Origin of the sequence: Morganella sp. HMSC11D09, assembly GCF_001807955.1 — a bacterium.
GTDB classification, from domain to species: Bacteria; Pseudomonadota; Gammaproteobacteria; order Enterobacterales; family Enterobacteriaceae; genus Morganella; species Morganella morganii.
In genome coordinates, this window is the sequence record NZ_KV791636.1 from 1,182 (window position 1) to 27,540 (window position 26,359).

21 protein-coding genes and 1 pseudogene are annotated in these 26,359 nt (G+C 52.0%); 13 read left to right on the forward strand and 9 right to left on the reverse strand.

What is annotated here, in order from left to right:
- Positions 1-385 (forward strand): annotated as a pseudogene (locus tag HMPREF3119_RS00085) (hypothetical protein); the annotation flags it as partial.
- A 107-nt stretch (positions 386-492) separates the two neighbouring features.
- Here the strand turns inward: HMPREF3119_RS00085 and HMPREF3119_RS00090 are convergent.
- Both HMPREF3119_RS00090 and HMPREF3119_RS00095 read right to left on the reverse strand, forming a co-directional pair.
- Positions 493-1,248 carry a hypothetical protein gene (locus HMPREF3119_RS00090; protein WP_070577879.1) on the reverse strand — a complete coding sequence of 252 codons (756 nt, stop codon included), beginning with the start codon at positions 1,246-1,248 and terminating at the stop codon, positions 493-495.
- 71 nt (positions 1,249-1,319) lie between these two features.
- A complete protein-coding gene (locus HMPREF3119_RS00095) occupies positions 1,320-2,408 on the reverse strand; it encodes a tyrosine-type recombinase/integrase (RefSeq protein ID WP_070577882.1) in 1,089 nt (362 codons plus the stop codon).
- A gap of 89 nt (positions 2,409-2,497) precedes the next feature.
- On the opposite strand from HMPREF3119_RS00095, the gene dusA reads away from it, so the two are divergent.
- Complete coding sequence (dusA, locus tag HMPREF3119_RS00100) at positions 2,498-3,544, forward strand: tRNA dihydrouridine(20/20a) synthase DusA (RefSeq protein ID WP_070577884.1); 1,047 nt, start codon at positions 2,498-2,500, stop codon at positions 3,542-3,544.
- Between the two features lie 50 nt (positions 3,545-3,594).
- Here the strand turns inward: dusA and HMPREF3119_RS00105 are convergent, their stop codons facing one another.
- Both HMPREF3119_RS00105 and HMPREF3119_RS00110 read right to left on the reverse strand, forming a co-directional pair.
- The gene (locus HMPREF3119_RS00105) at positions 3,595-3,909 is read right to left on the reverse strand and encodes a hypothetical protein (RefSeq protein WP_004241541.1); all 315 of its coding nucleotides are present in this window, start codon (positions 3,907-3,909) and stop codon (positions 3,595-3,597) included.
- Between the two features lie 161 nt (positions 3,910-4,070).
- The gene (locus tag HMPREF3119_RS00110; RefSeq protein WP_070577886.1) at positions 4,071-5,054 is read right to left on the reverse strand and encodes an NADPH:quinone reductase; all 984 of its coding nucleotides are present in this window, start codon (positions 5,052-5,054) and stop codon (positions 4,071-4,073) included.
- Between the two features lie 232 nt (positions 5,055-5,286).
- Between HMPREF3119_RS00110 and dnaB the strand changes: the two genes are divergently transcribed.
- The 3 genes from dnaB (at position 5,287) to HMPREF3119_RS00125 (ending at position 9,104) form a co-directional block, all read left to right on the forward strand.
- On the forward strand, positions 5,287-6,693 hold the full coding sequence (dnaB, locus tag HMPREF3119_RS00115) for a replicative DNA helicase (RefSeq protein WP_015422419.1): 1,407 nt from the start codon (positions 5,287-5,289) through the stop codon (positions 6,691-6,693).
- Between the two features lie 79 nt (positions 6,694-6,772).
- Positions 6,773-7,852: an alanine racemase gene (gene alr / locus HMPREF3119_RS00120; RefSeq protein WP_046024963.1), complete on the forward strand. Its 1,080-nt coding sequence runs from the start codon at positions 6,773-6,775 to the stop codon at positions 7,850-7,852.
- A 55-nt stretch (positions 7,853-7,907) separates the two neighbouring features.
- Positions 7,908-9,104 (forward strand): amino acid aminotransferase, encoded by a 1,197-nt coding sequence (locus HMPREF3119_RS00125; protein ID WP_070577889.1) that lies wholly within the window; start codon positions 7,908-7,910, stop codon positions 9,102-9,104.
- A 48-nt stretch (positions 9,105-9,152) separates the two neighbouring features.
- On the opposite strand, the gene HMPREF3119_RS00130 is transcribed toward HMPREF3119_RS00125, so the two are convergent.
- Both HMPREF3119_RS00130 and uvrA read right to left on the reverse strand, forming a co-directional pair.
- On the reverse strand, positions 9,153-9,419 hold the full coding sequence (locus HMPREF3119_RS00130) for a DksA/TraR family C4-type zinc finger protein (RefSeq protein ID WP_004241544.1): 267 nt from the start codon (positions 9,417-9,419) through the stop codon (positions 9,153-9,155).
- A 130-nt stretch (positions 9,420-9,549) separates the two neighbouring features.
- Positions 9,550-12,384, reverse strand: a complete 2,835-nt coding sequence (uvrA, locus tag HMPREF3119_RS00135; RefSeq protein WP_049242159.1) for an excinuclease ABC subunit UvrA — start codon at positions 12,382-12,384, stop codon at positions 9,550-9,552.
- A 276-nt stretch (positions 12,385-12,660) separates the two neighbouring features.
- On the opposite strand from uvrA, the gene HMPREF3119_RS00140 reads away from it, so the two are divergent.
- The 3 genes from HMPREF3119_RS00140 to ilvN all read left to right on the forward strand — a co-directional run bounded on the left by HMPREF3119_RS00140 (position 12,661) and on the right by ilvN (position 16,367).
- Positions 12,661-13,182, forward strand: a complete 522-nt coding sequence (locus HMPREF3119_RS00140) for a single-stranded DNA-binding protein (protein ID WP_004238253.1) — start codon at positions 12,661-12,663, stop codon at positions 13,180-13,182.
- Between the two features lie 1,191 nt (positions 13,183-14,373).
- Complete coding sequence (ilvB, locus tag HMPREF3119_RS00145) at positions 14,374-16,065, forward strand: acetolactate synthase large subunit (RefSeq protein WP_036418934.1); 1,692 nt, start codon at positions 14,374-14,376, stop codon at positions 16,063-16,065.
- Positions 16,066-16,082: 17 nt separating this feature from the next.
- Positions 16,083-16,367, forward strand: a complete 285-nt coding sequence (gene ilvN, locus HMPREF3119_RS00150) for an acetolactate synthase small subunit (RefSeq protein WP_004238249.1) — start codon at positions 16,083-16,085, stop codon at positions 16,365-16,367.
- A 42-nt stretch (positions 16,368-16,409) separates the two neighbouring features.
- Here ilvN and HMPREF3119_RS00155 read toward each other — a convergent pair whose 3' ends face one another.
- Positions 16,410-16,967 (reverse strand): helix-turn-helix domain-containing protein, encoded by a 558-nt coding sequence (locus tag HMPREF3119_RS00155; RefSeq protein WP_004238248.1) that lies wholly within the window; start codon positions 16,965-16,967, stop codon positions 16,410-16,412.
- Between the two features lie 170 nt (positions 16,968-17,137).
- On the opposite strand from HMPREF3119_RS00155, the gene HMPREF3119_RS00160 reads away from it, so the two are divergent.
- On the forward strand, positions 17,138-17,887 hold the full coding sequence (locus tag HMPREF3119_RS00160) for a sulfite exporter TauE/SafE family protein (RefSeq protein ID WP_036413660.1): 750 nt from the start codon (positions 17,138-17,140) through the stop codon (positions 17,885-17,887).
- 6 nt (positions 17,888-17,893) lie between these two features.
- Here HMPREF3119_RS00160 and HMPREF3119_RS00165 read toward each other — a convergent pair whose 3' ends face one another.
- Positions 17,894-18,700 (reverse strand): M15 family metallopeptidase, encoded by an 807-nt coding sequence (locus HMPREF3119_RS00165; protein WP_049242190.1) that lies wholly within the window; start codon positions 18,698-18,700, stop codon positions 17,894-17,896.
- 249 nt (positions 18,701-18,949) lie between these two features.
- Between HMPREF3119_RS00165 and HMPREF3119_RS00170 the strand changes: the two genes are divergently transcribed.
- The 3 genes from HMPREF3119_RS00170 to HMPREF3119_RS00180 all read left to right on the forward strand — a co-directional run bounded on the left by HMPREF3119_RS00170 (position 18,950) and on the right by HMPREF3119_RS00180 (position 23,121).
- Positions 18,950-20,296, forward strand: a complete 1,347-nt coding sequence (locus HMPREF3119_RS00170) for an NCS2 family permease (RefSeq protein ID WP_004238244.1) — start codon at positions 18,950-18,952, stop codon at positions 20,294-20,296.
- A 272-nt stretch (positions 20,297-20,568) separates the two neighbouring features.
- Complete coding sequence (locus tag HMPREF3119_RS00175) at positions 20,569-22,218, forward strand: Na+/H+ antiporter (RefSeq protein ID WP_004238243.1); 1,650 nt, start codon at positions 20,569-20,571, stop codon at positions 22,216-22,218.
- Positions 22,219-22,221: 3 nt separating this feature from the next.
- Entirely contained in the window at positions 22,222-23,121 is a 900-nt protein-coding gene (locus HMPREF3119_RS00180; RefSeq protein ID WP_015422422.1) for a carboxylate/amino acid/amine transporter, read from the forward strand.
- Here HMPREF3119_RS00180 and metR read toward each other — a convergent pair.
- Entirely contained in the window at positions 23,006-23,968 is a 963-nt protein-coding gene (gene metR, locus HMPREF3119_RS18565; RefSeq protein WP_004241557.1) for an HTH-type transcriptional regulator MetR, read from the reverse strand. The two genes, HMPREF3119_RS00180 and metR, sit on opposite strands and share 116 nt — an antisense overlap.
- Before the next feature lie 105 nt (positions 23,969-24,073).
- Here metR and metE point away from each other — a divergent pair, with 105 nt between their 5' ends.
- Positions 24,074-26,359, forward strand: a complete 2,286-nt coding sequence (gene metE, locus HMPREF3119_RS00190) for a 5-methyltetrahydropteroyltriglutamate--homocysteine S-methyltransferase (protein WP_032099190.1) — start codon at positions 24,074-24,076, stop codon at positions 26,357-26,359.

The window sequence follows — 26,359 nt, forward strand, 5'->3', positions numbered from 1 at the left end:
TAACTCAGATGGTGCATGGGGCGTAAACGGCGGTATCTCAGTACCGAAAGATAACAACGGTCTTGAGCTGGTTTATGTTGCCGACCGTGTGCTGGAAGATGGCAGTATCATCATCGAAACCTGTCACCGTCAGCACGCGCATTTACCGGAACGTTTCCAGAACTGGCGGCTGAAAGACATCACTCCGGAAGGTGAGCGTATTTTCTATCAGGACGGCGAAACGTGTGATCTGCCGGAATCAACCCGTCTCGATGTGCGTGTGGAAATGCAGCAGGGCTCAGTGTGGAATGTGAAACAGCGTGAACTGGCTGAGCAAATGGAACGCGAGCAGGCAGAGCGTGAAGCGCAGGAAGCAGCAGAGCGGGGCGTAGACTCAGATCAATAAAATAAAGCCGCGCTGGTGGATGCACAGCGCGGCTTTGTTTCCTTGCTTATATTTATTTTTTGCCACGATATCTTTAATTTCTGACAAAAATATATACCTAACATTCATCAAATTTTTTGAAAAATAATCATGACTCCCAGTGTCAGATGTATGCTGTCTTCTAGCGCCTCGTATTCATCCTGACTTGAGTGTGGGTCTACCAACATTTCACTGGAAGAGAAAACATCAATTGATACATCAATATTTTCAGGTATTTCATTCGCTATTTCATTAATATATTTTCTATATTTTTGTTCTGCTATTTTTATTTTGTTATTTCTATCTGTTGTTGTTATGCAAAATCTTTTTTTTATTTTACTATCACTGGAAAATGATTCGAATGCACAGTTAAATGCTATCCTTAAATCAGATTTTCCAGTAGTGTCAGTGTGCTTGAAATATTCTAAGTTTCTTCTTATATCATCTATTAATCTTTTTTTTGTGGGGTTGTCTCCTTTAACTTCAATAGCGCAAATAGGATAGTCAACCCCATTTTTATTACCAATGATAGCGATATCTATTCGCCCACCACGATTTGTATTCGCGCGTGACCGTATTAAACTTCGCGTAAACATATTGTTTGGTTGAATTTTTTTTATTAATGGGACGGTTGCCGTTATAAACCTCCGAGTATCATATTCAAATATAATTTTATTATCACCAGTGTTGAATTTCTTGTCACTAAATAAACTCTTGCCTATTGATACTGTCGCAAAGTATTCAGTGTTTACTTTACCTCCTGAACTAAAATCCATATAATAAATCTCTCTTGCGGCTATCTTCATTCCACATTTTACCGCATTTATGATTTCATTGTTATTCATTGATTTCCTACTTATCTCTATTTAAATATATTTCATTGAAAATTTTGTGCATTGTTAATGAATGGCATTTTTTATAATATAATTTTATTAAGTTTATCAAATTTATCATGCAGTGACTGCGGATAAAGCTCAGTATAAACCTGCCACAACACATTCAGCGATCGATGCCCTGTCACTTGGGCCACTTCTTCAATACTGAATCCCGCCTCAAACAGCCTGCTGGCACCCTCGCGGCGCAAATCGTGATAGCGCAAATCCTCAATACCCAATGCATTACGAACCCGCTGGAAACCCGCAGATACTGATTTAGGGTTATACGGAAATACTCTTTCATCTGTCCGTGGCTGGCGCTGCAATATCGTCCAGGCATCGCCAAGCAGCGGAACGGACATGTGATTACCGGTCTTTTTGCGTGGATCTTTTCTGTCTCTTACCAGCACGCTGCGGTTTTTCTCATCCACATCAGACCACAAAATTTTGCACACTTCTCCGATCCGCATGCAGCTCAGTATGGAAAAGTCGAGAATATCGACAAAGGGTATTTTCCCTTCCCGGTGCTCACTGCGAGCTTTCAGTCCTTCTTTCAGTCTGGTTAATTCATCGTCCTGTGGCCGACGGCTGCGACGCTGTGATTTTCCGATCAGACCCATCTGCAGGAGTAACGGCCTTGCCTCGTGTGACGGACAATCGGTGTATTCGATACCGTAAACAGGTTTTGCTGATCGCAATACAGAAGTGAGATAACTTACATCGTGGTTTATCGTGGATGGAGATGCACCGGCAGCCGAACGCGCTCGGCAGTGCTCTACTACATGATTAACAGATAACTCAGGGAGAGATAGCGCAGCGAGTTCTGAATCAAAAAGCATGTTCAGCACATATTTTTTTGTACGACCAGCTTTACCGCCCATTTTGGGGTCATTGATATATTTGAAAAGCAGATCCCGCACGGTGAGTTTTGTGACATCATCAGGGTTGGGAATGCCGTGCTGCTCCAGCTCAATAACCCGGCGCGTCCCCCATGTTTTCGCATGAGCCTGTTTTGTGAATGTCCGGTTTTCCCGGTAGATGTATTTACCTTTTTCTTTTACACCTACCGTACACCGGTACCGATATGAACCATCAGCGCGTTGCCGTTTCTCTATGCTATAGTAGGCCATCAGTTATATGTTCCTTTATTCAGGTCCCCAAACATCAGGGGTGCTGGTAGGGGTGCCAATAAAGAAAAAATACACTAAAAAGACCGAGAATGCACCAAAATACACCAACAGAAAAAAACACTGAAATCCAGCAATCACCCGGTGTGAGCGGCTATAAGAACCTTAACCGCTTCTCCGTTGCGCCCATGCTGGACTGGACTGATCGCCATTGCCGTTATTTTCACCGCAAACTCAGCCGCCACGCGCTGCTGTATACCGAAATGGTGACCACCGGGGCGATTCTGTTCGGGAAAGGGGATTATCTGGCGTATAACGAAGCGGAGCACCCGGTGGCATTGCAGCTCGGCGGCAGTGACCCTGAGGCACTGGCTCAGTGTGCGAAAATCGCGCAGGAACGCGGTTATGATGAAATCAACCTGAATGTCGGCTGTCCGTCTGACCGTGTGCAGAACGGAATGTTCGGTGCCTGTCTGATGGGGAATGCTTCATTGGTGGCGGATTGTGTCGCAGCGATGCGGGATGTGACGGATATTCCTGTTACGGTCAAAACCCGGATCGGGATTGATGATCAGGACAGTTATGAGTTTCTGTGTGATTTTGTCGGTACGGTGGCGGATCGCGGCGGTTGTGAGATGTTTGTTATTCATGGCCGTAAAGCCTGGCTCTCCGGCCTGAGCCCGAAAGAGAACCGGGAAATTCCGCCGCTGGATTACCCGCGCGTGTATCAGCTGAAAAAAGATTTTCCGCATCTGACCATGGCGCTTAACGGCGGCATTAAAACATTGGAAGAGGCGAAAACCCACCTGCAGTATATGGACGGCGTGATGGTCGGGCGTGAGGCCTATCAGAATCCGTCAATCCTGGCGCAGGTCGATAATGTGCTGTTTGATGCTGCCCTGCCGGTGACCGATACGGTCGCGGCGGTGGAAGCGATGTATCCTTATATTGAGGCGGAACTGGCGACAGGGACTTATCTCGGCCATATCACCCGCCATATGCTGGGGATTTTCCAGGGGATCCCGGGGGCGCGTCAGTGGCGTCGTCATCTGAGTGAAAATGCCCATAAAGCCGGGGCAGATCTGCGTGTGATTGAAGCGGCACTGGAATTTGTTACCCGAAAAAATATAACTGAATAATTATCAGATGAATAATGAACTCTCTGAACAGAGAGTTCATTTTGTTTCAATTATAATGAATCAAAGAAACGGTTATAGCATGCGATGATATAACTGATTTGTGCATTGAATGCGTCTTTGATTTCGTCTTTCTGTTCCGGTGTTTCAGCTTTCTTTTTCAGAATAAAAAAGCTTTCCTGCATTAATTGTACAGTGACATCTGCAGATTTTTGAAATGCAGATAAGCTATTGTTTTTACCGTAACATTCAAGAATGGCATCAAAGCGTTTATCCGCTTCATCACGAATCATCTGGAATTCAGCGTTTGTGATTCTGTCATCCTGATAGATGAAATCAACAAGATGGTTTATTTCCGTATTATTCATAATCATTCCTTTTATTAGTGAAAGAGAAATAAGAATAAATATCCGGTGTTAAACAATCAATAAAAATAAATATACAAATTTAATATGAACCAGAGGTATTTATTAATAAAAACCCTCATTTAATAACGAGAGTTTTTATTATTAATTAAATAATATATATCTTAAGGAATTAAGATACTGGATCCGGTCGTTGCACGGCCTTCCAGGCGTTTGTGTGCCAGTGCGGCGTCTTTCAGCGGGTAAACCTGATCCGCAGGGATGGAAATAGTCAGCTTGCCGCTCAGGATCAGATCAAAAATTGCCTTGCTGGCTTCGTTAAGCTCTTCGCGGTTGGTGATGTAACCAAAGACAGAAGGGCGGGTCACATACAGTGAGCCTTTCTTATTTAAGATCCCGAGGTCCACACCGGTGACCGGGCCGGAGGCGTTGCCGTAGCTGACCATCAGGCCGCGGCGCTTCAGGCAGTCCAGTGACGGCAGCCAGGTGTCTTTACCGACAGAGTCATATACCACACCGACTTTTTCACCGTCAGTGAGTGCCAGCACCCGCTCAACAATGTCTTCTTTATTGTAGTTGATGGTTTCCCAGGCACCGGCGGCTTTGGCTTTCTGCGCCTTTTCATCAGAACCCACGGTACCGATCATCTTCGCGCCCAGCGCTTTGGCCCACTGGCAGGCGATTTGTCCGACACCACCGGCAGCCGCGTGGAACAGGAAGACTTCCCCGGCTTTTACCTCATAGGTTTTGCGCAGCAGATAAAACGCGGTCAGACCTTTCATAAAGCAGGCAGCAGCCGTTTCAAAGCTGATACCGTTCGGCAGAATGGCGAGCTTTTCTTCCGGCACGTTATGGATTTCGCTGTACGCACCCAGCGGAGACTGTCCATAAACTACGCGGTCACCGACTTTAATGTATTTTACGTTTGCACCGGTTTTCACCACCACACCAGCGGCTTCAGAGCCGACACCGGAAGGGGATACCGGCGCAGGGTACAGGCCGCTGCGGAAATAGGTATCAATATAGTTCACACCGATTGCTTTGTTTTCCACCTGAACTTCACCCGGTGCCGGATCTGCCGGCGTAAAGTCACGATAAACCAGCACATCGGTACCGCCGGGTGCATCAAATTCAATACGTTTAGCCATGGAGGGAACCTCATTCGGAAAAAAAGAGTGACCACTTACCTGCAAACAGCGCAGAAACAGTAAGCGGGACAGTTAATCATATGATTTATTGTATTTGGCATAATTGCATGTCACTGAAAATTACTCAAGCTTCGTGCAATCAGCGGCAAAGGAGGGCTATACTACCCGCTCTGTCCCGTTCAGGGACGCAGGTATTCTCCCCGGCAGACGCACTGATAAGTAAGAGAGTTTCATGGCCAGATATCCCAAGGACACCAAGACCGACAAACCCCGTGACCATCAGATGGAAGGGCTGAAATTACCGCCGCATTCCCTGGAAGCCGAGCAGTCCGTTCTCGGCGGACTGATGCTGGACAACGAGCGTTGGGATAATGTCTCTGAACGTGTGACCGGCGAGGATTTTTTCAGCCGCCCGCACCGGACGATTTTCAGTCAGATGCAGCGCCTGCTCGAGCAGGGACGGCCGATTGACCTGATCACCCTGTCTGAAGCGCTGGAAACCGGCGGCGAGCTGGAAAATGTCGGTGGTTTTGCCTATCTGGCAGAACTTTCGAAAAATACGCCAAGTGCGGCGAACATTAATGCTTATGCTGATATCGTCCGTGAACGTGCGGTGATCCGCGATATGATTTCTGTCGCCAATGAGATCGCCGATGCCGGTTACGATCCGCAGGGGCGTTCCAGTGAGGATCTGCTCGATCTGGCGGAATCCCGCGTGTTCCAGATCGCCGAAAACCGTGCCAATAAAGATGAAGGTCCGAAGGGGATCGAGGCGATTCTGGAAGAAACCGTTGAGAAGATCGAAAAACTTTATGCCCAGCCGCATGACGGCGTGACCGGGGTGTCGTCCGGGTATCAGGATCTGGATAAAAAGACCGCCGGTCTGCAACCGTCTGATTTAATTATTGTTGCGGCGCGTCCGTCCATGGGGAAAACCACCTTCGCCATGAACCTGTGTGAAAACGCCGCCATGACCGAAGAAAAACCGGTTCTGATTTTCAGCCTCGAGATGCCCGGCAACCAGATCATGATGCGTATGCTGGCTTCCCTTTCCCGTGTTGACCAGACCCGTATCCGTACCGGGCAGCTCGATGATGAGGATTGGGCGCGGATCTCCAGCACCATGGGTATTCTGCTGGAAAAGCGCAATATGTATATTGATGACTCTTCCGGCCTGACCCCGACCGAAGTCCGCTCCCGCGCACGGCGGATTTTCCGTGAGCACGGCGGCTTAAGCCTGATTATGATCGACTACCTGCAATTAATGCGCGTACCGTCTCTCTCTGATAACCGTACCCTGGAAATCGCTGAGATTTCCCGTTCCCTGAAAGCACTGGCCAAAGAATTGCAGGTGCCGGTGGTTGCGCTGTCCCAGCTGAACCGTAGTCTGGAACAACGTGCCGATAAACGTCCGGTAAACTCCGATCTGCGTGAATCCGGCTCTATCGAGCAGGATGCCGACCTTATTATGTTTATTTATCGTGACGAGGTGTATCACGAAAGCAGTGATCTGAAAGGCGTGGCTGAAATTATTATCGGTAAGCAGCGTAACGGCCCTATCGGAACCGTCCGTCTGACCTTCAACGGCCAGTGGTCGCGTTTTGATAACTATGCAGGGCCGAGTTATGACGATGAATAAACCGTCTGAATATAATGCGGACGGAATAATAACCCTGATAACAAACAAGACATCAACAACCCCTAACCAAGGAACCCCTATGAAAGCGGCAACAGCCGTCATTGACCGTGGTGCGCTGCGCCACAACTGGCAGCGGATCCGGGAACTTGCACCGGACAGCCGTCATGTTGCGGTGGTCAAAGCAAACGCCTACGGCCACGGATTAGTCGAAATCGCCCGTGAACTCAATGAGGCGGACGCGTTTGCGGTGGCGCGTCTGAGTGAAGCGCACGCGTTGCGCGCCGGTGGTATTGTTAAACCTATCATCTTACTGGAAGGTTTTTTCGATGCGGCGGATTTGCCGGTGATTGTTGCCAGCCGTCTGGAAGTGGCGGTTCATTTTGAAGAGCAGTTAGTGGCGCTGGAGCAGGCGCAGTTATCGGATCCGGTGAAAGTCTGGATGAAAATTGATACCGGTATGCACCGTCTCGGCGTGCGTCCGGAAGAAGCGGAAGCGTTTTATCAGCGGTTGTGTAAATGCAAAAACGTACAGCAGCCGGTGAATATCATCAGCCATTTCAGCCGCGCTGATGAAGATGACGCACAGCCGACAGAAGCACAAATCACCCGCTTTATGGCATTTGCTGCCGATAAACCGGGGGAAAAATCGATTTCCGCGTCCGGTGGTATTCTTTACTGGCCGCAGGCACACCTCGACTGGGTGCGCCCCGGGATCATTCTGTACGGTGTGTCACCGAAAAGTGGTACCGAAGCCGGTGATTACGGCCTGAAACCGGTGATGACCCTCAAATCCCGCCTGATTGCTGTGCGTAAACATAAAGCCGGGGAAGCGGTCGGTTACGGCGGTACCTGGGTCAGTGATCGTGATACCTGTTTGGGTGTGATCGCGGTTGGTTACGGTGACGGCTATCCGCGCAGTGCGCCGTCCGGCACACCGGTGGTGATTAACGGACGCCGTGTTCCCATTGCGGGGCGTGTTTCCATGGATATGATAACTATCGACCTGGGGCCGGATTGCAGTGATAAAGCGGGTGATGAAGTCATTTTATGGGGGGATTCACTGCCGGTGGAGCAAATTGCAGAAGCCAGTGGTATCAGTGCCTATGAACTGATCACCAAGCTGACCTCCCGTGTGGCAATGGAATATCTGGACGAATAAAATCTGACGCGATATGTTCTGATAGTGAGAAAAATTACAATCAGGAGTATCGCTTGTGTTCGAACATGTAGACGCCTACGGCGGCGACCCGATCTTAACGCTCGTTGAGCATTTCAAACAGGATCCCCGGAAGGAGAAGGTCAATCTCAGTATTGGCCTCTATTACGACGATTCCGGGGTGACTCCGCAACTGAACAGCATTACACAGGCAAAACAGCGCTATAACGCGCAGGATACCGGAGCCTCCCTGTATCTGCCGATGGAAGGTTTTTCCCCTTACCGCAGCGCGGTACAGACGCTGCTGCTGGGCGATGACAGCGGGCTTATCCGCGAAGGCCGCGTGGCGACGATCCAGACCCTGGGCGGATCCGGTGCACTGAAGATCGGTGCGGATTTCCTGCACCGCTACTTCCCGGGATCGGATGTCTGGCTCAGTGATCCGACATGGGAAAACCATCAGGCGATCTTTGCCGGTGCCGGATTCAAAACTCATTATTATCCGTATTTTGATCCGCAGACCAAAGGCGTGAAGTTTGATGAGATGCTGGCAACTTTTGAGACGTTACCGGCAAAAAGCGTCATGTTACTGCATCCGTGCTGCCATAACCCGACCGGTTCCGATCTGACACCGGAGCAGTGGGACAAAGTCGTCGCGGTGGTGAAAAAGCGGGAGCTGATCCCGTTCCTGGATATTGCTTATCAGGGCTTCGGCGGCGGTATGGAAGAGGATGCTTATGCTATCCGCGCCATGGCGGCGGCAGAGGTACCGTGTTTCGTCAGTAACTCGTTCTCAAAAATTTTCTCACTGTACGGTGAGCGTGTGGGCGGGTTGTCAGTCCTCTGCCCGACACAACATGAAGCAGAGCGGGTGCTGGGTCAGCTGAAAGCGGGTGTGCGCCGTGTCTATTCCAGTGCACCGTCTTACGGGGCAAAACTGGTCTCTGAAGTGCTGAATGATACTGCGCTGAAAGCACAGTGGCTGGCGGAAGTGGACACCATGCGCAGCCGGATCGCAGAGATGCGGACAGTGCTGGTGAATACACTGAAAAACACATTGCCGGAGAAGAACTTTGATCATCTTCTGCATCAGCGCGGGATGTTCAGTTACACTGGGTTCAGTCCGGAGCAGGTTACCGCACTGCGTGAGCAGCATGCGGTGTATCTGGTCGGTTCCGGGCGTGTCTGTATGGCGGGGGTGAACCGTCATAATGTGGATGCGATTGCGCGGGCTTTTGCGGCGGTCAACCGTTAATCCTCAGCAATGAAATGATGCGCGGAATAATTCTGTTCCGCGCCTGTTTCAGCGTAACTGGCTGTCTTTACTGCCGCGCCGGTTATAGCCGCTGAATGCAGCCTGCTTTTTATCCGCTTCTGCCTGACAATTCACACACAACTGCACACCGGGTATTGCTTCACGCCGCGCCTGCGGGATCGGGTCACCGCACTCTTCACAAAACAGCGCGCTTTCCCCTGTCGCCAGCTGGCTGCGCACCCGCGCGACCGCATCATCCAGTGTGGCATCAATCTGCTCCTGAACAGCAGAATCGCTTGCCCATCCGCTTGCCATGTCCGCCTCCTGTGTCCGGTGGTTGCCTGATACTTTATTTTATCACGGGTTGCTTATTATTTCACCAGCACGGAAAGCGGACAAAAAAATACCGCAGCGAACGCTGCGGTATTTTCAGAATCAGAAAAGATTAATATCCTCTTTTCAGGATCGGCTTCAGGAAGCGGGCGGTGTGTGAGCGTTCACATGCCGCCACCTCTTCCGGGGTACCGGCGATCAGGATTTCACCGCCGCCGCTGCCGCCTTCCGGACCTAAATCCACAATCCAGTCCGCAGTTTTAATCACATCGAGGTTATGTTCGATAACCACAATACTGTTGCCCTGGTCGCGCAACTGATGCAGTACCGCCAGCAGTTGTTCGATATCCGCGAAGTGCAGACCGGTGGTCGGCTCATCGAGGATATAGAGTGTCTGCCCGGTGCCGCGTTTGGAGAGTTCCTTCGCCAGTTTCACCCGCTGCGCTTCACCACCGGAGAGGGTTGTTGCCGACTGCCCGAGGCGGATGTAAGACAGTCCGACATCCATCAGGGTCTGTAATTTACGCGCCAGCGCCGGGACGGCATCAAAGAATTCACGGGCTTCCTCGATAGTCATATCCAGCACTTCGTGGATATTTTTCCCTTTGTATTTTACTTCCAGGGTTTCGCGGTTATAGCGTTTGCCTTTGCACTGGTCGCACGGCACATACACATCCGGCAGGAAGTGCATTTCCACTTTCAGTACGCCGTCACCCTGACAGGCTTCGCAGCGGCCGCCTTTGACGTTGAAACTGAACCGTCCCGGTGTGTAACCGCGCGAACGGGATTCCGGTACGCCGGCAAACAGTTCGCGGACAGGCGTGAACACGCCGGTATAGGTTGCCGGGTTTGAGCGCGGGGTCCGGCCGATCGGGCTCTGGTCGATATCGATAACTTTATCGAAATGCTCCAGACCTTCGACAGACTTATACGGTGCAGGCGTAATGGTGGTCGCGCCGTTGAGCTGTGTCTGGGCAATCGGGAACAGCGTGTCATTGATCAGGGTGGATTTCCCTGAACCGGAAACCCCGGTGATACAGGTAAACAGGCCGACCGGCAGATTCAGTGTCACATTTTTCAGGTTGTTGCCGCTGGCACCGGTGATGGTCAGCATTTTGGCCGGATCCGCCACATTGCGTTTTTCCGGGATACTGATCCGGCGTTCGCCGCTGAGGAATTTCCCGGTCAGGGAATCCGGCGTGCCGATAATATCCTCCAGTGATCCCTGGGCAACAATTTCCCCGCCGTGAACACCCGCGCCCGGGCCGATATCGATAATATGATCGGCGGCGCGGATAGCATCCTCATCATGCTCCACCACAATCACGGTATTACCGAGATTGCGCAGATGAATCAGGGTTTCCAGCAGGCGGTCATTATCACGCTGATGCAGCCCGATTGACGGCTCATCCAGCACATACATCACACCGACCAGACCGGCACCGATCTGGCTGGCAAGACGGATACGCTGTGCCTCGCCGCCGGACAGAGTTTCTGCCGAGCGGGAGAGTGTCAGGTAATTCAGGCCGACGTTAACCAGGAATTTCAGGCGATCCTGAATCTCTTTCAGGACTTTTTCGGCGATTTTCGCGCGCTGGCCGCTGAATTTCAGGTTATTAAAGAAATCCATCGCATGCCCGATGCTGAAATCAGAAATCTGCGGCAGCGTGGTGTTATCGACAAACACAAAGCGGGCTTCTTTTTTCAGACGGGTACCGCCGCAGGAAATACACGGACGGTTGCTGATATATTTGGCCAGTTCCTCGCGTACGGCCATGGATTCCGTTTCTTTATAACGGCGCTCCATATTGTGCAGCACACCTTCGAACGGATGATGACGGACTGTCACATCACCCCGGTCATTGGAATATTTAAACTCAATGGATTCACGCCCTGAACCGTTGAGGATCACTTTCTGAATTTTGGCCGGTAACTCTGAATACGGGGATTCAATATCAAACTTATAATGATCCGCCAGGGACATCAGCATCTGATAATAATAGAAATTACGGCGATCCCAGCCGCGGATAGCCCCGCCGCCGAGTGACAGATTCGGGTTCTGCACCACGCGATCCGGATCGAAAAACTGCTGAACACCCAGACCGTCACAGGTCGGGCAGGCACCTGCCGGGTTGTTGAAGGAGAAAAGGCGCGGCTCCAGCTCACTCATGCTGTATCCGCAGACCGGGCAGGCAAAGTTCGCTGAAAATACCAGCTCTTCGGCGCTGTTATCTTCCATATCGGCGATAATGGCCGTACCGCCGGACAGTGTCAGTGCAGTTTCAAAGGATTCCGCCAGGCGCTGTGTCAGATCATCCCGGACTTTAAAACGGTCAACCACCACTTCGATGGTGTGTTTGATCTGTAATTCCAGTTTCGGCGGATCAGAGAGATCACAAATCTCCCCGTCGATCCGCGCACGGATATAGCCCTGTGCCGCCAGGCTATCGAGCAGTTTGGTGTGTTCGCCTTTGCGCTCTTTGACGACCGGCGCCAGCAGCATCAGGCGTTTGCCTTCCGGCAGGGTCAGAACATTATCCACCATCTGACTGACCGTCTGTGCCGTCAGCGGAATATCGTGATCCGGACAGCGCGGCTCACCCACACGGGCAAACAGCAGACGCAGATAGTCATGAATTTCAGTAATTGTTCCCACGGTGGAACGCGGGTTATGGGAAGTGGATTTCTGCTCGATGGAAATTGCCGGGGAAAGCCCTTCAATATGATCCACATCCGGTTTTTCCATCAGCGACAGGAACTGACGTGCATAGGCGGACAGGGATTCCACATAGCGGCGCTGCCCCTCGGCATAGAGTGTATCAAAGGCAAGGGACGACTTCCCGGAGCCGGATAACCCCGTGATAACAATCAGTTTATCACGCGGAATAATGAGGTTGATATTCTTCAGATTGTGGGTGCGGGCGCCCCGTATATCGATATTATCCATGTACCACTTCCCGGGAGTTTCAGATAGCGAACAATTTATTCAGCCTGATATTATTGCACATAATTTACTGAATGGATATCCAGTATCAGAAGAAATCTGTGTATAATCTCAGCAGCATTTGCCTGACAGCTGATTGCATTTTGCGCAGCAGATTTTAGAGAAGACACGCAAATCTGCAAAGGAAATCACGGCAAAAGATTACCGTTTCAAAAAAGCCACTCAGACGTGTTAGACTAGATCCTTATATGTTTTAAACAATTTCATCGGGAGCATTTCATGGCCAGCAGAGGCGTCAACAAAGTCATTCTTATCGGGAACCTGGGTCAGGATCCGGAAGTGCGTTACATGCCTAACGGCGGTGCGGTTACCAACATCACACTGGCGACATCAGAATCATGGCGTGATAAACAAACCGGCGAAATGAAAGAGAAGACCGAATGGCACCGTGTGGTGATCTTCGGCAAACTGGCAGAAATTGCCGGTGAATATCTGAAAAAAGGTTCACAGGTTTATATCGAAGGTTCACTCCAGACCCGCAAATGGCAGGATCAGAGCGGCCAGGAGCGTTACACCACTGAAGTCGTGGTGAATATCGGCGGCAGCATGCAGATGCTGGGCGGCCGCAGCGGCGGTGGCGACAATATGTCTCAGGGCGGCGGCTGGGGTCAGCCACAGCAGCCACAACAATCCCAGCAGTTCAGCGGCGGCGGCAACCCGCGCCCGGCACAGCAGCCGGCAGCAGCAGCGCCGCAAAGCAATGAACCGCCAATGGATTTTGATGACGATATTCCGTTCTGATCCGGATCCGCTGAAAGTACCCTGCATCTGCGGGGTATTTTTTTGCCCGGATTTTCTGACCGCAGCCCGGAACAGACAAAAAAATACCCCTTATGTCGGTGACAGTAAGGGGTGATGTCTCATGCCGTTGGATGAACACATGAGATTGCCCGGGGTTAACAGGCAGTGTAGCTTATGTTTTTATAAGTCCTGTTTTTGTCCTGTTCGTCTGATTTTTCATCATAACGGGTATTTTTATTATAAGTGTCTGCGTAATCGGATGTATGTTTGCGCTTAATTAAAGAAAAACCCAATAAAATCATTGGGTATCAATAAGTTATATACTCAATTTTTATAAAAATGCGATAAGAGGCTTAAAGAGCATGTGTCGGATTACGTTTTATCGGTAAACCTGAAACGTGACAATCACGATAGTAATTATATGTGATTTAAATCACATAAAAATGGTTGTTTTGGCCTGTTTTGTAATTTCAATGTAATTTTAAAGCTTATTTGTAACAAATGAATCACATTAAAATGATGTTTTTTTCCGGACTGGCCGGATGAGTAAAGCCGGACTTTTATCCCATTGAGCAATAAAACTGATAAAGAAACGGTTTTTAGTGACTGACAGCGATAATGTGAACACACGCTGCTTCCGGTTATTTCACTGCAATATATTCCGCTGCAATTTCCTTAAATTGAGTTTTATAGCTCCGCGTTATGATTACCTTTCCTTTTTTATCGCTGTTTTCCTTGTGAAATAGTGCTGTTTCACACTGCTGAAGTAAATTGGATATTTTAATATGTATTTATAAATCAATTTGTTAGTTGTTTTTGGGTTTTATGGCAGTGATTTATCAGTGATGGCGATCACAATTCAGCGGCTGAATAAAAAATAAATGAAAAAAGGCTTGTACAGATTTCATTCTTATGTTTTTTTAAAGTACGAACCGAATTTATTCATACACAATTTACTGTTGAGAGATATCCCGTGAAACCATTCACCTGTCCGCAAAACGTACTACTAACAACCGCGCTATCAGACGCGGTTGTCGTCGTGCGTGTGGTAGTGGTGGTGGTCGTCGGCAGCGCGCCGTAACGGGCTGGGATCAGCAACAGGATCACTAACCCCGCCGGCGTAAACCGAGCGGGGTTTTTTTATGTCAGGCTCCGCGAAACTGAACCGGTTGTTAAGAAAAGGATGATGTTATGGGAGCTTCACAGCAGACTCAGGCAAAAACCCGGATGACGGGGGCGGAATTAATTATCCGCATGTTAGAACAGCACGGGATCACCTCTGTGTCCGGTATCCCGGGCGGGGCGGCACTGCCGCTGTATGATGCGCTGGGCAACAGCCGGATCCGGCATATCCTCGCCCGTCACGAGCAGGGCGCCGGGTTTATCGCACAGGGTATCGCCCGCACCACCGGCAAAGCGGCAGTGTGTATCTCCTCCAGCGGGCCGGGTGCGACCAACCTGATGACCGCCATTGCGGATGCCAAACTGGATTCCGTTCCGCTGGTCTGTATCACCGCCCAGGTCTCCTCGCCGATGATCGGTACCGATGCCTTCCAGGAAGTGGACACTTACGGCATGTCTATCCCTATCACCAAACACAACTACCTGGTGCGCAATGTTCAGGATTTGCCGGGCATTATCGCCGATGCATTCCGTATTGCGGAATCCGGCCGTCCGGGACCGGTCTGGGTGGATGTGCCGAAAGATGTTCAGGCAGCCATCATTGAGATTGATGAATTACCGCCAATCATGCCGAAAGATCCGCTGCCGCTGTTTGATGCGGAAAAAGTCACTGAAGCTGCCGCGATGATTAATCAGGCAAAACGCCCGATTCTGTATATCGGCGGCGGTATTGTGGCTTCGCAGTCCCAGCAGCTGGTACAGAGCTTCGCCGAGCGTGCCGGGTTGCCGACCACCATGACACTGATGGGATTAGGCACCATCCCGCAGCAGCATCCGCTCTATCTGGGGATGCTGGGCATGCACGGTGCGCGTTATACCAATATGATTTTGCAGGAATCGGATTTGCTGATTGTGGTCGGGGCACGCTTTGATGACCGCGCGATCGGTAAGGCGGAGCAGTTCTGTCCGGATGCCAAAATTATTCATGTGGATATCGACCGCGCGGAGATCAGCAAGATCAAACAACCGGATATCGCGATCAACGCGGATGCCGGACAGGTGCTCGCCATGCTGCTGCCGCAGATTGAGGTGAATGCCCGTCAGACGTGGAACGATCATATCGCGCAGATCAAACAGGAGTTCCCGCTGGAGCAGATTAATAAATCCGATCCGTTAAGCCATTTCGGACTGATCGCCGCTGTGGCGGATGCGGTGGATAATGATGCCATCATCACCACCGATGTCGGTCAGCACCAGATGTGGGTAGCACAGGCGTATCCGTTATGCCGTCCGCGTCAGTGGCTGACCTCCGGCGGGCTCGGAACGATGGGCTTTGGGTTACCGGCGGCGATTGGTGCCGCACTGGCAGAGCCGTCACGCAAGATCGTCTGCTTTACCGGAGACGGCAGTATTATGATGAATATCCAGGAGATGGCGACCGCCGCCGAGCATAACCTGGATATCAAAATTATTCTGATGAACAACCAGGCGCTGGGGATGGTTCACCAGCAGCAGACACTGATGTTCAACGAGCACATTGTGGCATCTGCCTATCCGTATCAGACTGATTTTGTGACAATTGCCAAAGGCTTCGGATTACACACCTGTGATCTGAATAAAGAGAGTGATCCGCATGCTGCATTGCAGGCGGCGATTGAGCGTCCCGGGCCGTGTCTGATCCACGCATTAATCGATGTCAGTGAAAAAGTGTGGCCGATGGTATTGCCGGGTGATGCCAATATCGATATGGTCACAGCCTGATGACGGAGAACAGAATCATGGAAAAAAATAATCAGCCTATCGCTCTGGAACTGGTTGTCCGCAACCACCCCGGTGTTATGACGCACATTTGCGGTCTGTTTGCCCGCCGGGCGTTTAACGTGGACGGTATTCTGTGTCTGCCGCTGCCGGGACAGGATCACAGCCATATCTGGCTGCTGGTGAAATCGGATGATCGGCTAAGCCAGATGGTCAGTCAGGTGGAAAAACTGGAAGACGTGCAGGACGTAAAATACAACGAAGACATCAGTATCTTTGAGCAACTGAATAAATACATTCAGTAGAATGATGAAACCGGGCAGATAAGCCCGGTTTTTTGTCTGTGGTTACGGCGATGTCTGGCCGATATGGGAATAGGACATAATCAGCGTGCCGCTCAGCTCGCCTTCCATGCAGATATAAGAGTGGGGAATATCACAGGAGAACGCATAGAAATCCCCCGGTTCCAGCAGCACAGTCTGATCTTCATTAAAGCGCATCATCAGCGTACCCTGATGGATAAGAATATGCTCATGGGTGCCGGTGCTGTGCGCGGGGCTGTTAATAATTGCGCCGCGGATCATCTTCAGGTGCCAGATCTCCGAAATATTCCCCATGCCGACACGGAATTTAAAATCTTCCGCATATTCCCCTTTAAAGACTTTATTTTTTTCGTAACGGGGATAACCTTCATTACTGGCGGTAAACAGATCCCCCAGCGGAAAACGCAGTGCGACGGCAATGGCCTCCAGTGTATCGATACGCGGATTGGAATCACCGGATTCCAGTTTGGACAGCGCGGCTTTCGAGATGCCGGAGAGTTTTGAAAGATCATTGAGCGACAGGTTACGCGCCTGACGCAGCAGTTTGACTTTCTGGCCGATGTGGGCACTGGTTTTTAGCATAATGTAATTGATACCAATGAAATTTGCAGGGAAACCCTGTTAGTATTGCACACTTGTTGTACAACGGTAAGCCGTGATTTTCCGGAAAAACAGGTCTGACAGGTGATACTATCAGATGAAAGCATCCGGCATGGTGATAATTAACATATGTCATTAAACGGGTGCTCACCATGATCTATACCCTGCCATGGGCAGATTTTTTCATCTGTTTTACGGTTCTCTTCTTCGGTTATCTGGTCTTCGGCATGGTCGGCTTTGGCTCTGCGCTGATCTCAAGCCCGGTACTGGCCTTCTTTATTCCTGTCTCACACATTGTGCCGATGCTGGCGCTGATGGATCTGGGCGCGGCGGTGATTAATGTCACCCGCGACGGGCGCAAAGCCGATTTTGCCGAGCTGAAGTGGATGGTGCCGCTGATGATAGGCGGCAGTCTGATTGGCGCGGCGATCCTGCTGAAAACTCATCCTGATTTGCTGGCGGTGTTCCTCGGTGCTTTTATTGTTCTCTATGCACTCTATTCCCTCTTTATTAAGAAAGCTGTGCGGCATTACCCGCAGAAATACATTATTCCGTTCGGGATCGGCGGCGGTATTCTGAGTGCGCTGTTCGGGGCCGGCGGGTTTGTCTATGCCATCTATTTTGCCGGGCGGATTGAGGATAAAAACCGCTTCCGTATCACGCAGACTACCCTGATCGGCTTCAGTACATTAACCCGCGTGATTATTTTCCTGATCATGGGGATCTACCGGAACAGCGAAATAGCTATTACCGCGCTGCTGTTCCTGCCTGCGATGGTGGCGGGAATTGTCCTCGGGCGGCATATCACCATGCGTATCCCGAAAGAGGCATTTTTCCGTTTTCTGAATATGGTGATCCTGCTGGCCGGGCTGACGTTGCTTATCAGCAACCTGGTACACTGACAGCCGTCAGCGCAGCACTTTTTTAGCACATTGCCGGGCGCGCTGTTGCTCGTCCGGGGTTTTACTTTTACTGAAGCAGTCGCGGTAGCGGGCGGCATAGGCACTGTATTGCGCCTGTGCCTCCGCCAGCGGCAGGGACAGCAGGTGGTTGATAAAAGTAAAACTGCCGATCTCCGCATGCTGATAATCCACCGGATTTTTCCATTCCCCGCCCCAGCGGAGAAAACCGTGACTGAAAACCAGCGGCAGCACGTTTTCCATTTTTCCGTTACGGATATTTTCTCTGTTGGTCAGCGCTGTGGCAGATTGCGGCGGACTGATGGTCACACGGCCGTTTTTGTCGCGGAAGCGGTAAGGGTTTTGCTGCGGATTAATATCGATCGCCATGCCGTAAGCGTGTTTTGACCAGGCTTTCTGACTTGCCTGACGGCGGCCGTTAAATGCTGACGTATTATTGGCGGCCATGGATGCCTCATCATCGCCGCCGAAGGTCTCTATCGGCAGCACACTGTGCAGCGGGAATTTTTGCCGGTACAACTCATCAAACAGCGCTTCCGTTTCGGGGGCAATAATATCGGCGACAGTAATGGTGCCGGTGCGGGTTTCGCCCTCAAAGGTGATAAACCGGACATCCACATTGACCAGCCGTTCGCAGGGTACCGGGTTTTCCGGCGTGATAATACCCAGCGCTGTCATGGCGCGGCAGGTGTCCGGGCTGAGCGGGGTGATCGCCGCCTGTGCTGCCGGTAATGCAGAACAGAGCAGGCTCACAGGGAGGAGAAAAGCGGCCAGTTTCATCATATATTCCGTCATCAGGCACCGGGACGGATGATGATAACCCGTCAGCGGCACAGAGGTGAAAAAATTCCCGGATTTGGCCTTGATTATCAGGATTTTTCCTAAGATAATCGTTTGCCTCAAAAAATCACATCTTTTCTCTGTAAAAAGCCAAACGTTTGCGTCATGTGTGTCCGGTTTTTTTATCCGGAAACCGGCAGATTTTTTCTGAAAACGCAATCGTTTACGTGATGTGACACAAAATTCATTAACACAGGTGATGACATGTCTGCGACACAGCCGCAAAGCGGGTGCAAATTAGACCAATTTTTTAAACTGACTGAGCGCGGCACTACTGTCCGCCGTGAAGTTCTGGCCGGGCTGACCACATTCCTGGCGATGGTGTACTCTGTGATTGTTGTGCCGGGCATGCTCGGCCAGGCGGGGTTCCCGCATACGGCGGTCTTTATCGCCACCTGTCTGGTGGCCGGGTTCGGCTCCCTGCTGATGGGGTTATGGGCAAATCTGCCGATGGCTATCGGCTGTGCGATTTCCCTGACCGCCTTTACCGCATTCAGCATGGTACTTGGTCAGAATATCCCGATCCCGGTCGTACTGGGCGCGGTCTTCCTGATGGGGGTGCTGTTTACCCTGATCTCTGTCACCGGTATCCGGACATGGATTTTGCGCAATATCCCGATGGGTATTGCCCACGGCACGGGGATTGGTATCGGTCTGTTCCTGCTGCTGATCGCCGCCACCAATATTGACCTTGTGGTCAAAAACCCGGGTGCGGGCATGCCGGTGTTACTGGGGGATTTCACCTCTTTCCCGGTGATGATTGCACTGGCGGGTCTGGCGGTGATTTTCGGTCTGGAACGCCTGAAAGTGCCGGGTGCAGTACTGCTGGTGATTATTGCGATTTCCGTTATCGGGCTGATTTTTGACCCGAATGTGAAATATCAGGGCTTCTTCAAACTGCCATCCCTCGGTGATGACGGGCTGTCACTCTTTTTCAGCATGGATATCATGGGCGCACTGAAGCCGGTGGTTCTGCCGACGGTACTGGCGCTGGTTATGACAGCGGTGTTTGATGCGACAGGCACTATCCGTGCGGTCGCCGGTCAGGCGAATCTGCTGGATAAAGATAATCAGATCATTAACGGCGGTAAAGCCCTGACGACAGACTCGGTCAGCAGCATTGTGGCCGGTGTTGTCGGCGCGGCGCCTGCGGCGGTGTATATCGAATCTGCGGCCGGTGCCGCGGCGGGTGGTCGTACCGGGCTGACTGCAACCGTGGTCGGGGTGCTGTTCCTGCTGATCCTGTTCCTCTCCCCGCTTTCTTATCTGGTTCCGGCCTATGCCACGGCACCGGCGCTGATGTATGTCGGTCTGCTGATGCTGAGCAATGTCAGCAAACTGGATTTCGGTGACTTTGTCGGCTCTATGTCCGGTCTGCTGTGTGCGGTGTTTATTGTTCTGACCAGTAACATTGTGACCGGGATTATGCTGGGTTTTGCCTCACTGGTTATCGGCCGTATCGCCGGGGGTGAATGGCGTAAGCTGAATATCGGCACTGTTCTTATCGCAGCGGCACTGGTGGCGTTTTATGCTGGCGGCTGGGCAATTTAATTGATAAATCACCACTTAACGGAAGCTGGTGGTGACGATACGCTTTATTTATACGATTTGTCTCAAAATACTAATTAATTGCCCGAATTAATGGCCTGAGAAGATAAAATAGCAGTGGCGGATAACGCATCCGCCGCTGCTTTTTTTTTGTATGATAGTGGCAACCGGCGGTAATTTTTTCTCCTCCGGGGTCTTATTGCGGTTTTTTTGCCGTTATTAACAGTATCTTTTTGTCAGCGGGCTGATGAAGCCCTAAGTTCAGTAAGGGTAATATGGAAATATTCTTTACGATTCTTATTTTGATTCTGGTCGTGTCGGTGTCCGGTGTTCTCACCAAAATGATCCCGTATCGTATTCCGTTACCCATCATTCAGATCGCGATGGGGGCTCTGCTTGCCTTCCCGCAGTTTGGTCTGCATGTCACGTTCGACCCTGAACTGTTTCTCGTCCTGCTGATACCGCCGTTGCTGTTTGTTGACGGCTGGAAAACCCCGACCCGGGAATTTATGCAGAAAGGGCGGGAAATCTTCATCCTGGTGCTGTTCCTGGTGCTGGTCACCGTTATCGGTATCGGGTATCTGATCTACTGGCTGATGCCGGGGATTGAGCTGATCCCGGCCTTTGCCCTTGCGGCGGTGTTGTCTCCGACAGATGCCGTGGCGCTGTCGTCGATTGTCGGCAAAGGGCGAATTCCGAAACAGATGATGGGTATTCTGGAAGGGGAGGCGCTGATGAATGACGCCTCCGGCCTGGTCGCGCTGAAATTTGCCGTGGCGATTGTCATGGGTACGATGATTTTCTCCGTCACCGGTGTCACGCTGGAATTCTTCAAAGTCGCAATCGGCGGCCTGCTGGCGGGGGTGGCAGTTACCTGGCTGTACAGTAAGTCGCTGCGCCTGATGAGCCGCTGGAGCGGGGATGACCCGGCCACGCAAATCGTCTTTATGTTACTGCTGCCATTCGCCTCTTATCTGATTGCGGAACATATCGGTGTGTCCGGTATCCTGGCGGCCGTGGCGGCGGGGATGACCATCAGTAAATCCGGGGTTATCCGCAATGCGCCGCTGGCGATGCGTTTGCGGGCGGATAATGTCTGGGGGATGCTGGAGTTCGTCTTTAACGGCCTGGTCTTTATTATGCTCGGCCTGCAACTGCCGGGGATCTGGCAGGTGTCGGTGATTGAGGCGGAGCTGGATCCGACCGTCGAAACCTGGATGCTGTTTACCGCCGTTATCGTTATTTATTTTGCTTTGCTGGTATTACGTTTCTGCTGGCTGTGGATGATGAAAACCGTCAGCCGCCTGACCTTAAAACGCAAGCCGCTGGATTTCACCTTCTACACTACCCGTGAACTGTGGCTGGCATCATTTGCCGGGGTGCGCGGGGCGATAACCCTGGCGGGTGTGCTCTCTATCCCGCTGTTCCTGCCGGACGGCACACCGTTCCCGGCGCGTTATCAGATGGTGTTTATCGCCGCCGGGGTGATTATCTTCTCGCTCTTTATGGGGGTGGTATCGCTGCCGTTCCTGCTCAAAGGGATGCATGTCGGGGATAAACAGGCGGATGCCAATGAAATCCGTGCGGCGAAAGCGGCGATGGCGGAAGTGGCGATTGTCAGTATCGGCAAGATGGAAGAGCGTCTGTCCGCCAGTTCGGACGAGGCGCTGGATGCGGAAGCTATCAGTGAAGTGGCCTCCAGAGTGGCCGGGCATCTCAGGCGGCGTACTGCCGGTGATGATGAGATGGAATATAATCTCCAGGTGGAAGATCTGGAACGCCGTTTCCGTCTGACTGCACTGCGTGCCGAGCGCGGGGAGCTGTATCACCAGCGTGCGACCCGTAATATCAGCAATGAAACCCTGCAACTGCTGCTGCATGACCTGGATCTGCTGGAAGCCCTGCTGGTTGAGAAAGAAACATAACCGATGCCGTTACTGATTATTACCACAATTCTGTGGGCCGCATCGTTCAGCCTGATTGGCGAGTATCTCGCCGGTCAGGTGGACAGCTGGTTCTCTGTGTTAGTCCGTGTGTCGCTGGCGGCCCTGGTTTTTCTGCCGTTTCTGCGCTGGCGCGGGATCGCCCCGAAAGTCATTCTGATGTATATGGCGGTGGGCGCCTGTCAGCTCGGCATTATGTATCTTTTTGTTTTCCATGCCTACAACTACCTGACAGTTGCGGAATTCCTGCTGTTTACCGTGCTGACACCCCTGTATGTGACACTGATTTATGACCTGCTGGAGCGGCGTGGTCTGCGCTGGGGTTATGTGTTCAGTTCGCTGCTGGCGGTGATTGGTGCGGCGGTGATCCGCTATGATCATCTCAGTGATTCTTTCTGGACGGGGCTGATTCTGGTACAGCTGGCGAATATCTTCTTTGCCATCGGTCAGGTCGGTTACAAGCGGCTGATGGAAGTGCATCCGCTGGTGCAGCGCACGGCGTTTTCCTGGTTCTACCTCGGTGCCTGTGTGGTGGCGCTGGCGGGCTGGCTGCTGTTCGGTAATTTCGCCAAAATACCGTCCACGCAGTTACAGTGGGGTGTCCTGCTGTGGCTGGGAATAGGTGCTTCCGGAATCGGCTACTTTATGTGGAACTACGGCGCCACACAGGTGGACGCCGGAACACTCGCGATCATGAACAACATGATGGTTCCGGCGGGATTACTGGTGAACTTTGCCATCTGGCAGCAGCATCCAAACTGGCTCACGTTCAGCATTGGCGCAACCCTGATTGTGGCATCCCTGTGGGTGCACCGGGTATGGATACTGAAGCCGTCTTTACAAAAGGCAGATTGTCCACCGCGTGCTGACGCGTCGCGCGAATAAACGACTCAACAGCCGGCTGGCGCTGTTCCCCGCTGCGGTTTGCGGCATACAGCCGGCTCCACAATCCTTCACCTAAGGTTTTGGTCACCACCATTCCCTGTCTTTCAAAATTCTCCACCGCCCAGTGCGGCAGTGCGGCGATCCCCATGCGGGCGGCGACCATCTGGATCATCAGAAGGGTGTTATCCACGGTTTTTATCTGAGGGGAAACACCGGCCGGTTGCAGGAAACGCCGCCAGATATCAAAGCGCTGACGCTGTACCGGATAAATCAGCAGGGTTTCTGCGGTCAGATCCTGCGGCTGGATATGCAGACGGCGGGCCAGCGGATGATCCGGTGCCACCACCAGCTTTACCTCATAATCAAACAGCGGCGTGTATGTCAGCTTCCCGTTGTGCTGCTCATCAATATCGGATGTCAGCACCACATCGAGTTCGCGTTTCAGCAGTTCCGGCTGCGGATCAAAACTGACCCCGGAAGTGAAATCGACATTAATCTGCGGCCAGCTCTCGCGGAAATGCGCCAGAGCGGGGGTCAGCCACTGAATGCAGCTGTGGCACTCAATCGCCACGCGCAGCGCGGTCAGTCCCGGCTCATTGCATTCACGGATGGCATCTTTCACCAGCGGCAGTACCTGCTCCGCCAGCTGTAACAGTACCTGTCCCTGCGGGGTGAATTGCAGCGGCTGGGTTTTGCGGATAAAAATCCGGTAGCCGAGCCGGTGCTCCAGTTCACTGAACTGATGGGAAAGGGCGGATTGTGTCTGATGCAACGCACCTGCTGCTCCCGCGAGCGACCCTGACTGATTCAGTGCCTGAATCGTTTTTAAATGTTTTATTTCTATCATGAGGAACCTTCAGGTTAGCGATGAAGAATTTGCGCTTGTTTCTTATACAGTACCCGTTGATTATGGATGTGTAAACATCTGGATGGCTAAATGATGGGATTTTTTATGACGACACATAATCACACTCTGGGTTTTCCGCGCATCGGTCTGAAACGGGAACTGAAAAAAGCGCTTGAAGGTTACTGGGCAGGACAGATTTCACAGGATGAGCTGCGCGATAACGGCCGTGAATTACGCCGCCGTCACTGGCAGCTGCAAAAAGAGGCCGGGGTTGAATTATTACCGGTCGGGGATTTCGCCTGGTACGATCATGTTCTCGGCACCAGCCTGCTGTTCGGTAATGTGCCACCACGCCATGCCGGTGCCGACGGGAAAATTGACCTCGATACCCTGTTCCGTATTGCCCGCGGCCGTGCACCTTCCGGTGAACCGGCGGCTGCGGCGGAAATGACCAAATGGTTTAATACCAACTATCACTACATTGTGCCGGAGTTTCAGCGCGGGCAAACCTTCACCGTGAGCTGGCCGCAGCTGTTTGACGAGGTGGATGAGGCGCTGGAGCAGGGCTTTGCGGTTAAACCGGTGCTGCTCGGCCCGGTAACCTATCTGTGGCTCGGCAAAGTGAAAGGGGCTCAGTTTGACCGCTTATCATTACTGCCGTCACTGTCAGAAGCCTATAAAAACGTGCTGGAAAAGCTGGCGCAGCGCGGTATTGAGTGGATTCAGATTGATGAACCGGCTCTGGTGCTGGATCTGCCGCCGGAGTGGCAGGATGCTTACCGTACGGCATATGATGCTTTGCAGGGACATGCAAAACTGCTGCTGACCACCTATTTTGACGGAGTAAGCCATCACTTACCGCTGATCCGTGAGTTACCGGTGCAGGGGCTGCACGTCGATTTTGTCGCGGGCGGTGATGATATTCAGGCCATCCACGACGCATTACCGGCCGACTGGCTGCTCTCTGCCGGCCTGATTAACGGGCGCAACGTCTGGCGTGCCGATCTGCGGCAGAAATATGATGTAATCGCCCCGCTGGCCGGAAAACGTGACCTGTGGATCGGGACATCCTGCTCATTGCTTCACAGCCCGATTGACCTGCGTGATGAAACCAAACTGGATGAAGAAGTCAAAAGCTGGTTTGCCTTCGCACAGCAGAAATGTGAGGAACTGGCATTGCTGACCCGCGCGGTCAACAGCGGCACAGCGGATGATATCGCCGCGCTGGCGGAATACAGTGCTCCGATTACCCGCCGCCGTGATTCTTCCCGTGTTCACAATGCTGCGGTGGCTGCCCGGCTGGCGGCGGTAACCGCCCGCGACAGCGAACGCGCCGCGCCGTATGCCGAACGCGCAGAGGAACAGCGCCGCCGTTTTAACCTGCCGCTGTGGCCGACCACCACAATCGGATCTTTCCCGCAAACCACGGAAATCCGCGGGCTGCGTCTGAACTTCAAAAAAGGGAATATCGATAAAGCGTTCTACCGCACTAATATCTCTGAACATATTAAGCAGGCGATTAATGAGCAGGAACGGCTCGGACTGGATGTGCTGGTTCACGGCGAAGCGGAACGTAATGACATGGTGGAGTATTTCGGCGAGCATCTCGACGGCTATGTCTTTACGCAGAACGGCTGGGTGCAGAGCTACGGCTCGCGCTGTGTGAAACCGCCGGTGATTATCGGTGATATCAGCCGTCCGGAACCGATCACCGTTGACTGGGCGACCTACGCGCAATCCCTCACCAGCAAGCCGGTGAAAGGCATGCTGACCGGGCCGGTAACCATTCTCTGCTGGTCATTCCCGCGTGAAGATGTCAGCCGTGAAACCATTGCCAAACAGATTGCTCTGGCACTGCGTGATGAAGTGGACGATTTGCAGAAAGCCGGGATCGGTATTATCCAGATAGATGAACCGGCACTGCGCGAAGGGCTGCCGCTGCGCCGGGCAGAATGGGCGGAGTATCTCACCTGGGCGGTAGATGCCTTCCGGCTGAATGCGGCGGTCGCGGATAATGACACCCAGATCCACACCCATATGTGTTACTGCGAATTCAATGACATCATGGATTCTATTGCGGCGCTGGATGCGGATGTGATCACCATTGAAACATCACGCTCGGATATGGAACTGCTGGAAGCATTTGAAGATTTCGATTATCCGAATGAAATCGGGCCGGGTGTTTATGATATTCACTCGCCGAATGTGCCGGAAGTGGAGTGGATTGAAGCCCTGCTGCGCAAAGCGGCGGATAAGATTGCGGTGGAGCGTCTGTGGGTTAACCCGGACTGCGGCCTGAAAACACGCGGCTGGGATGAAACCCGCAAAGCCCTGGCGAACATGGTGGAAGCGGCGCGCCGTCTGCGGGAAAATCCGCTGACATCCCGCTGA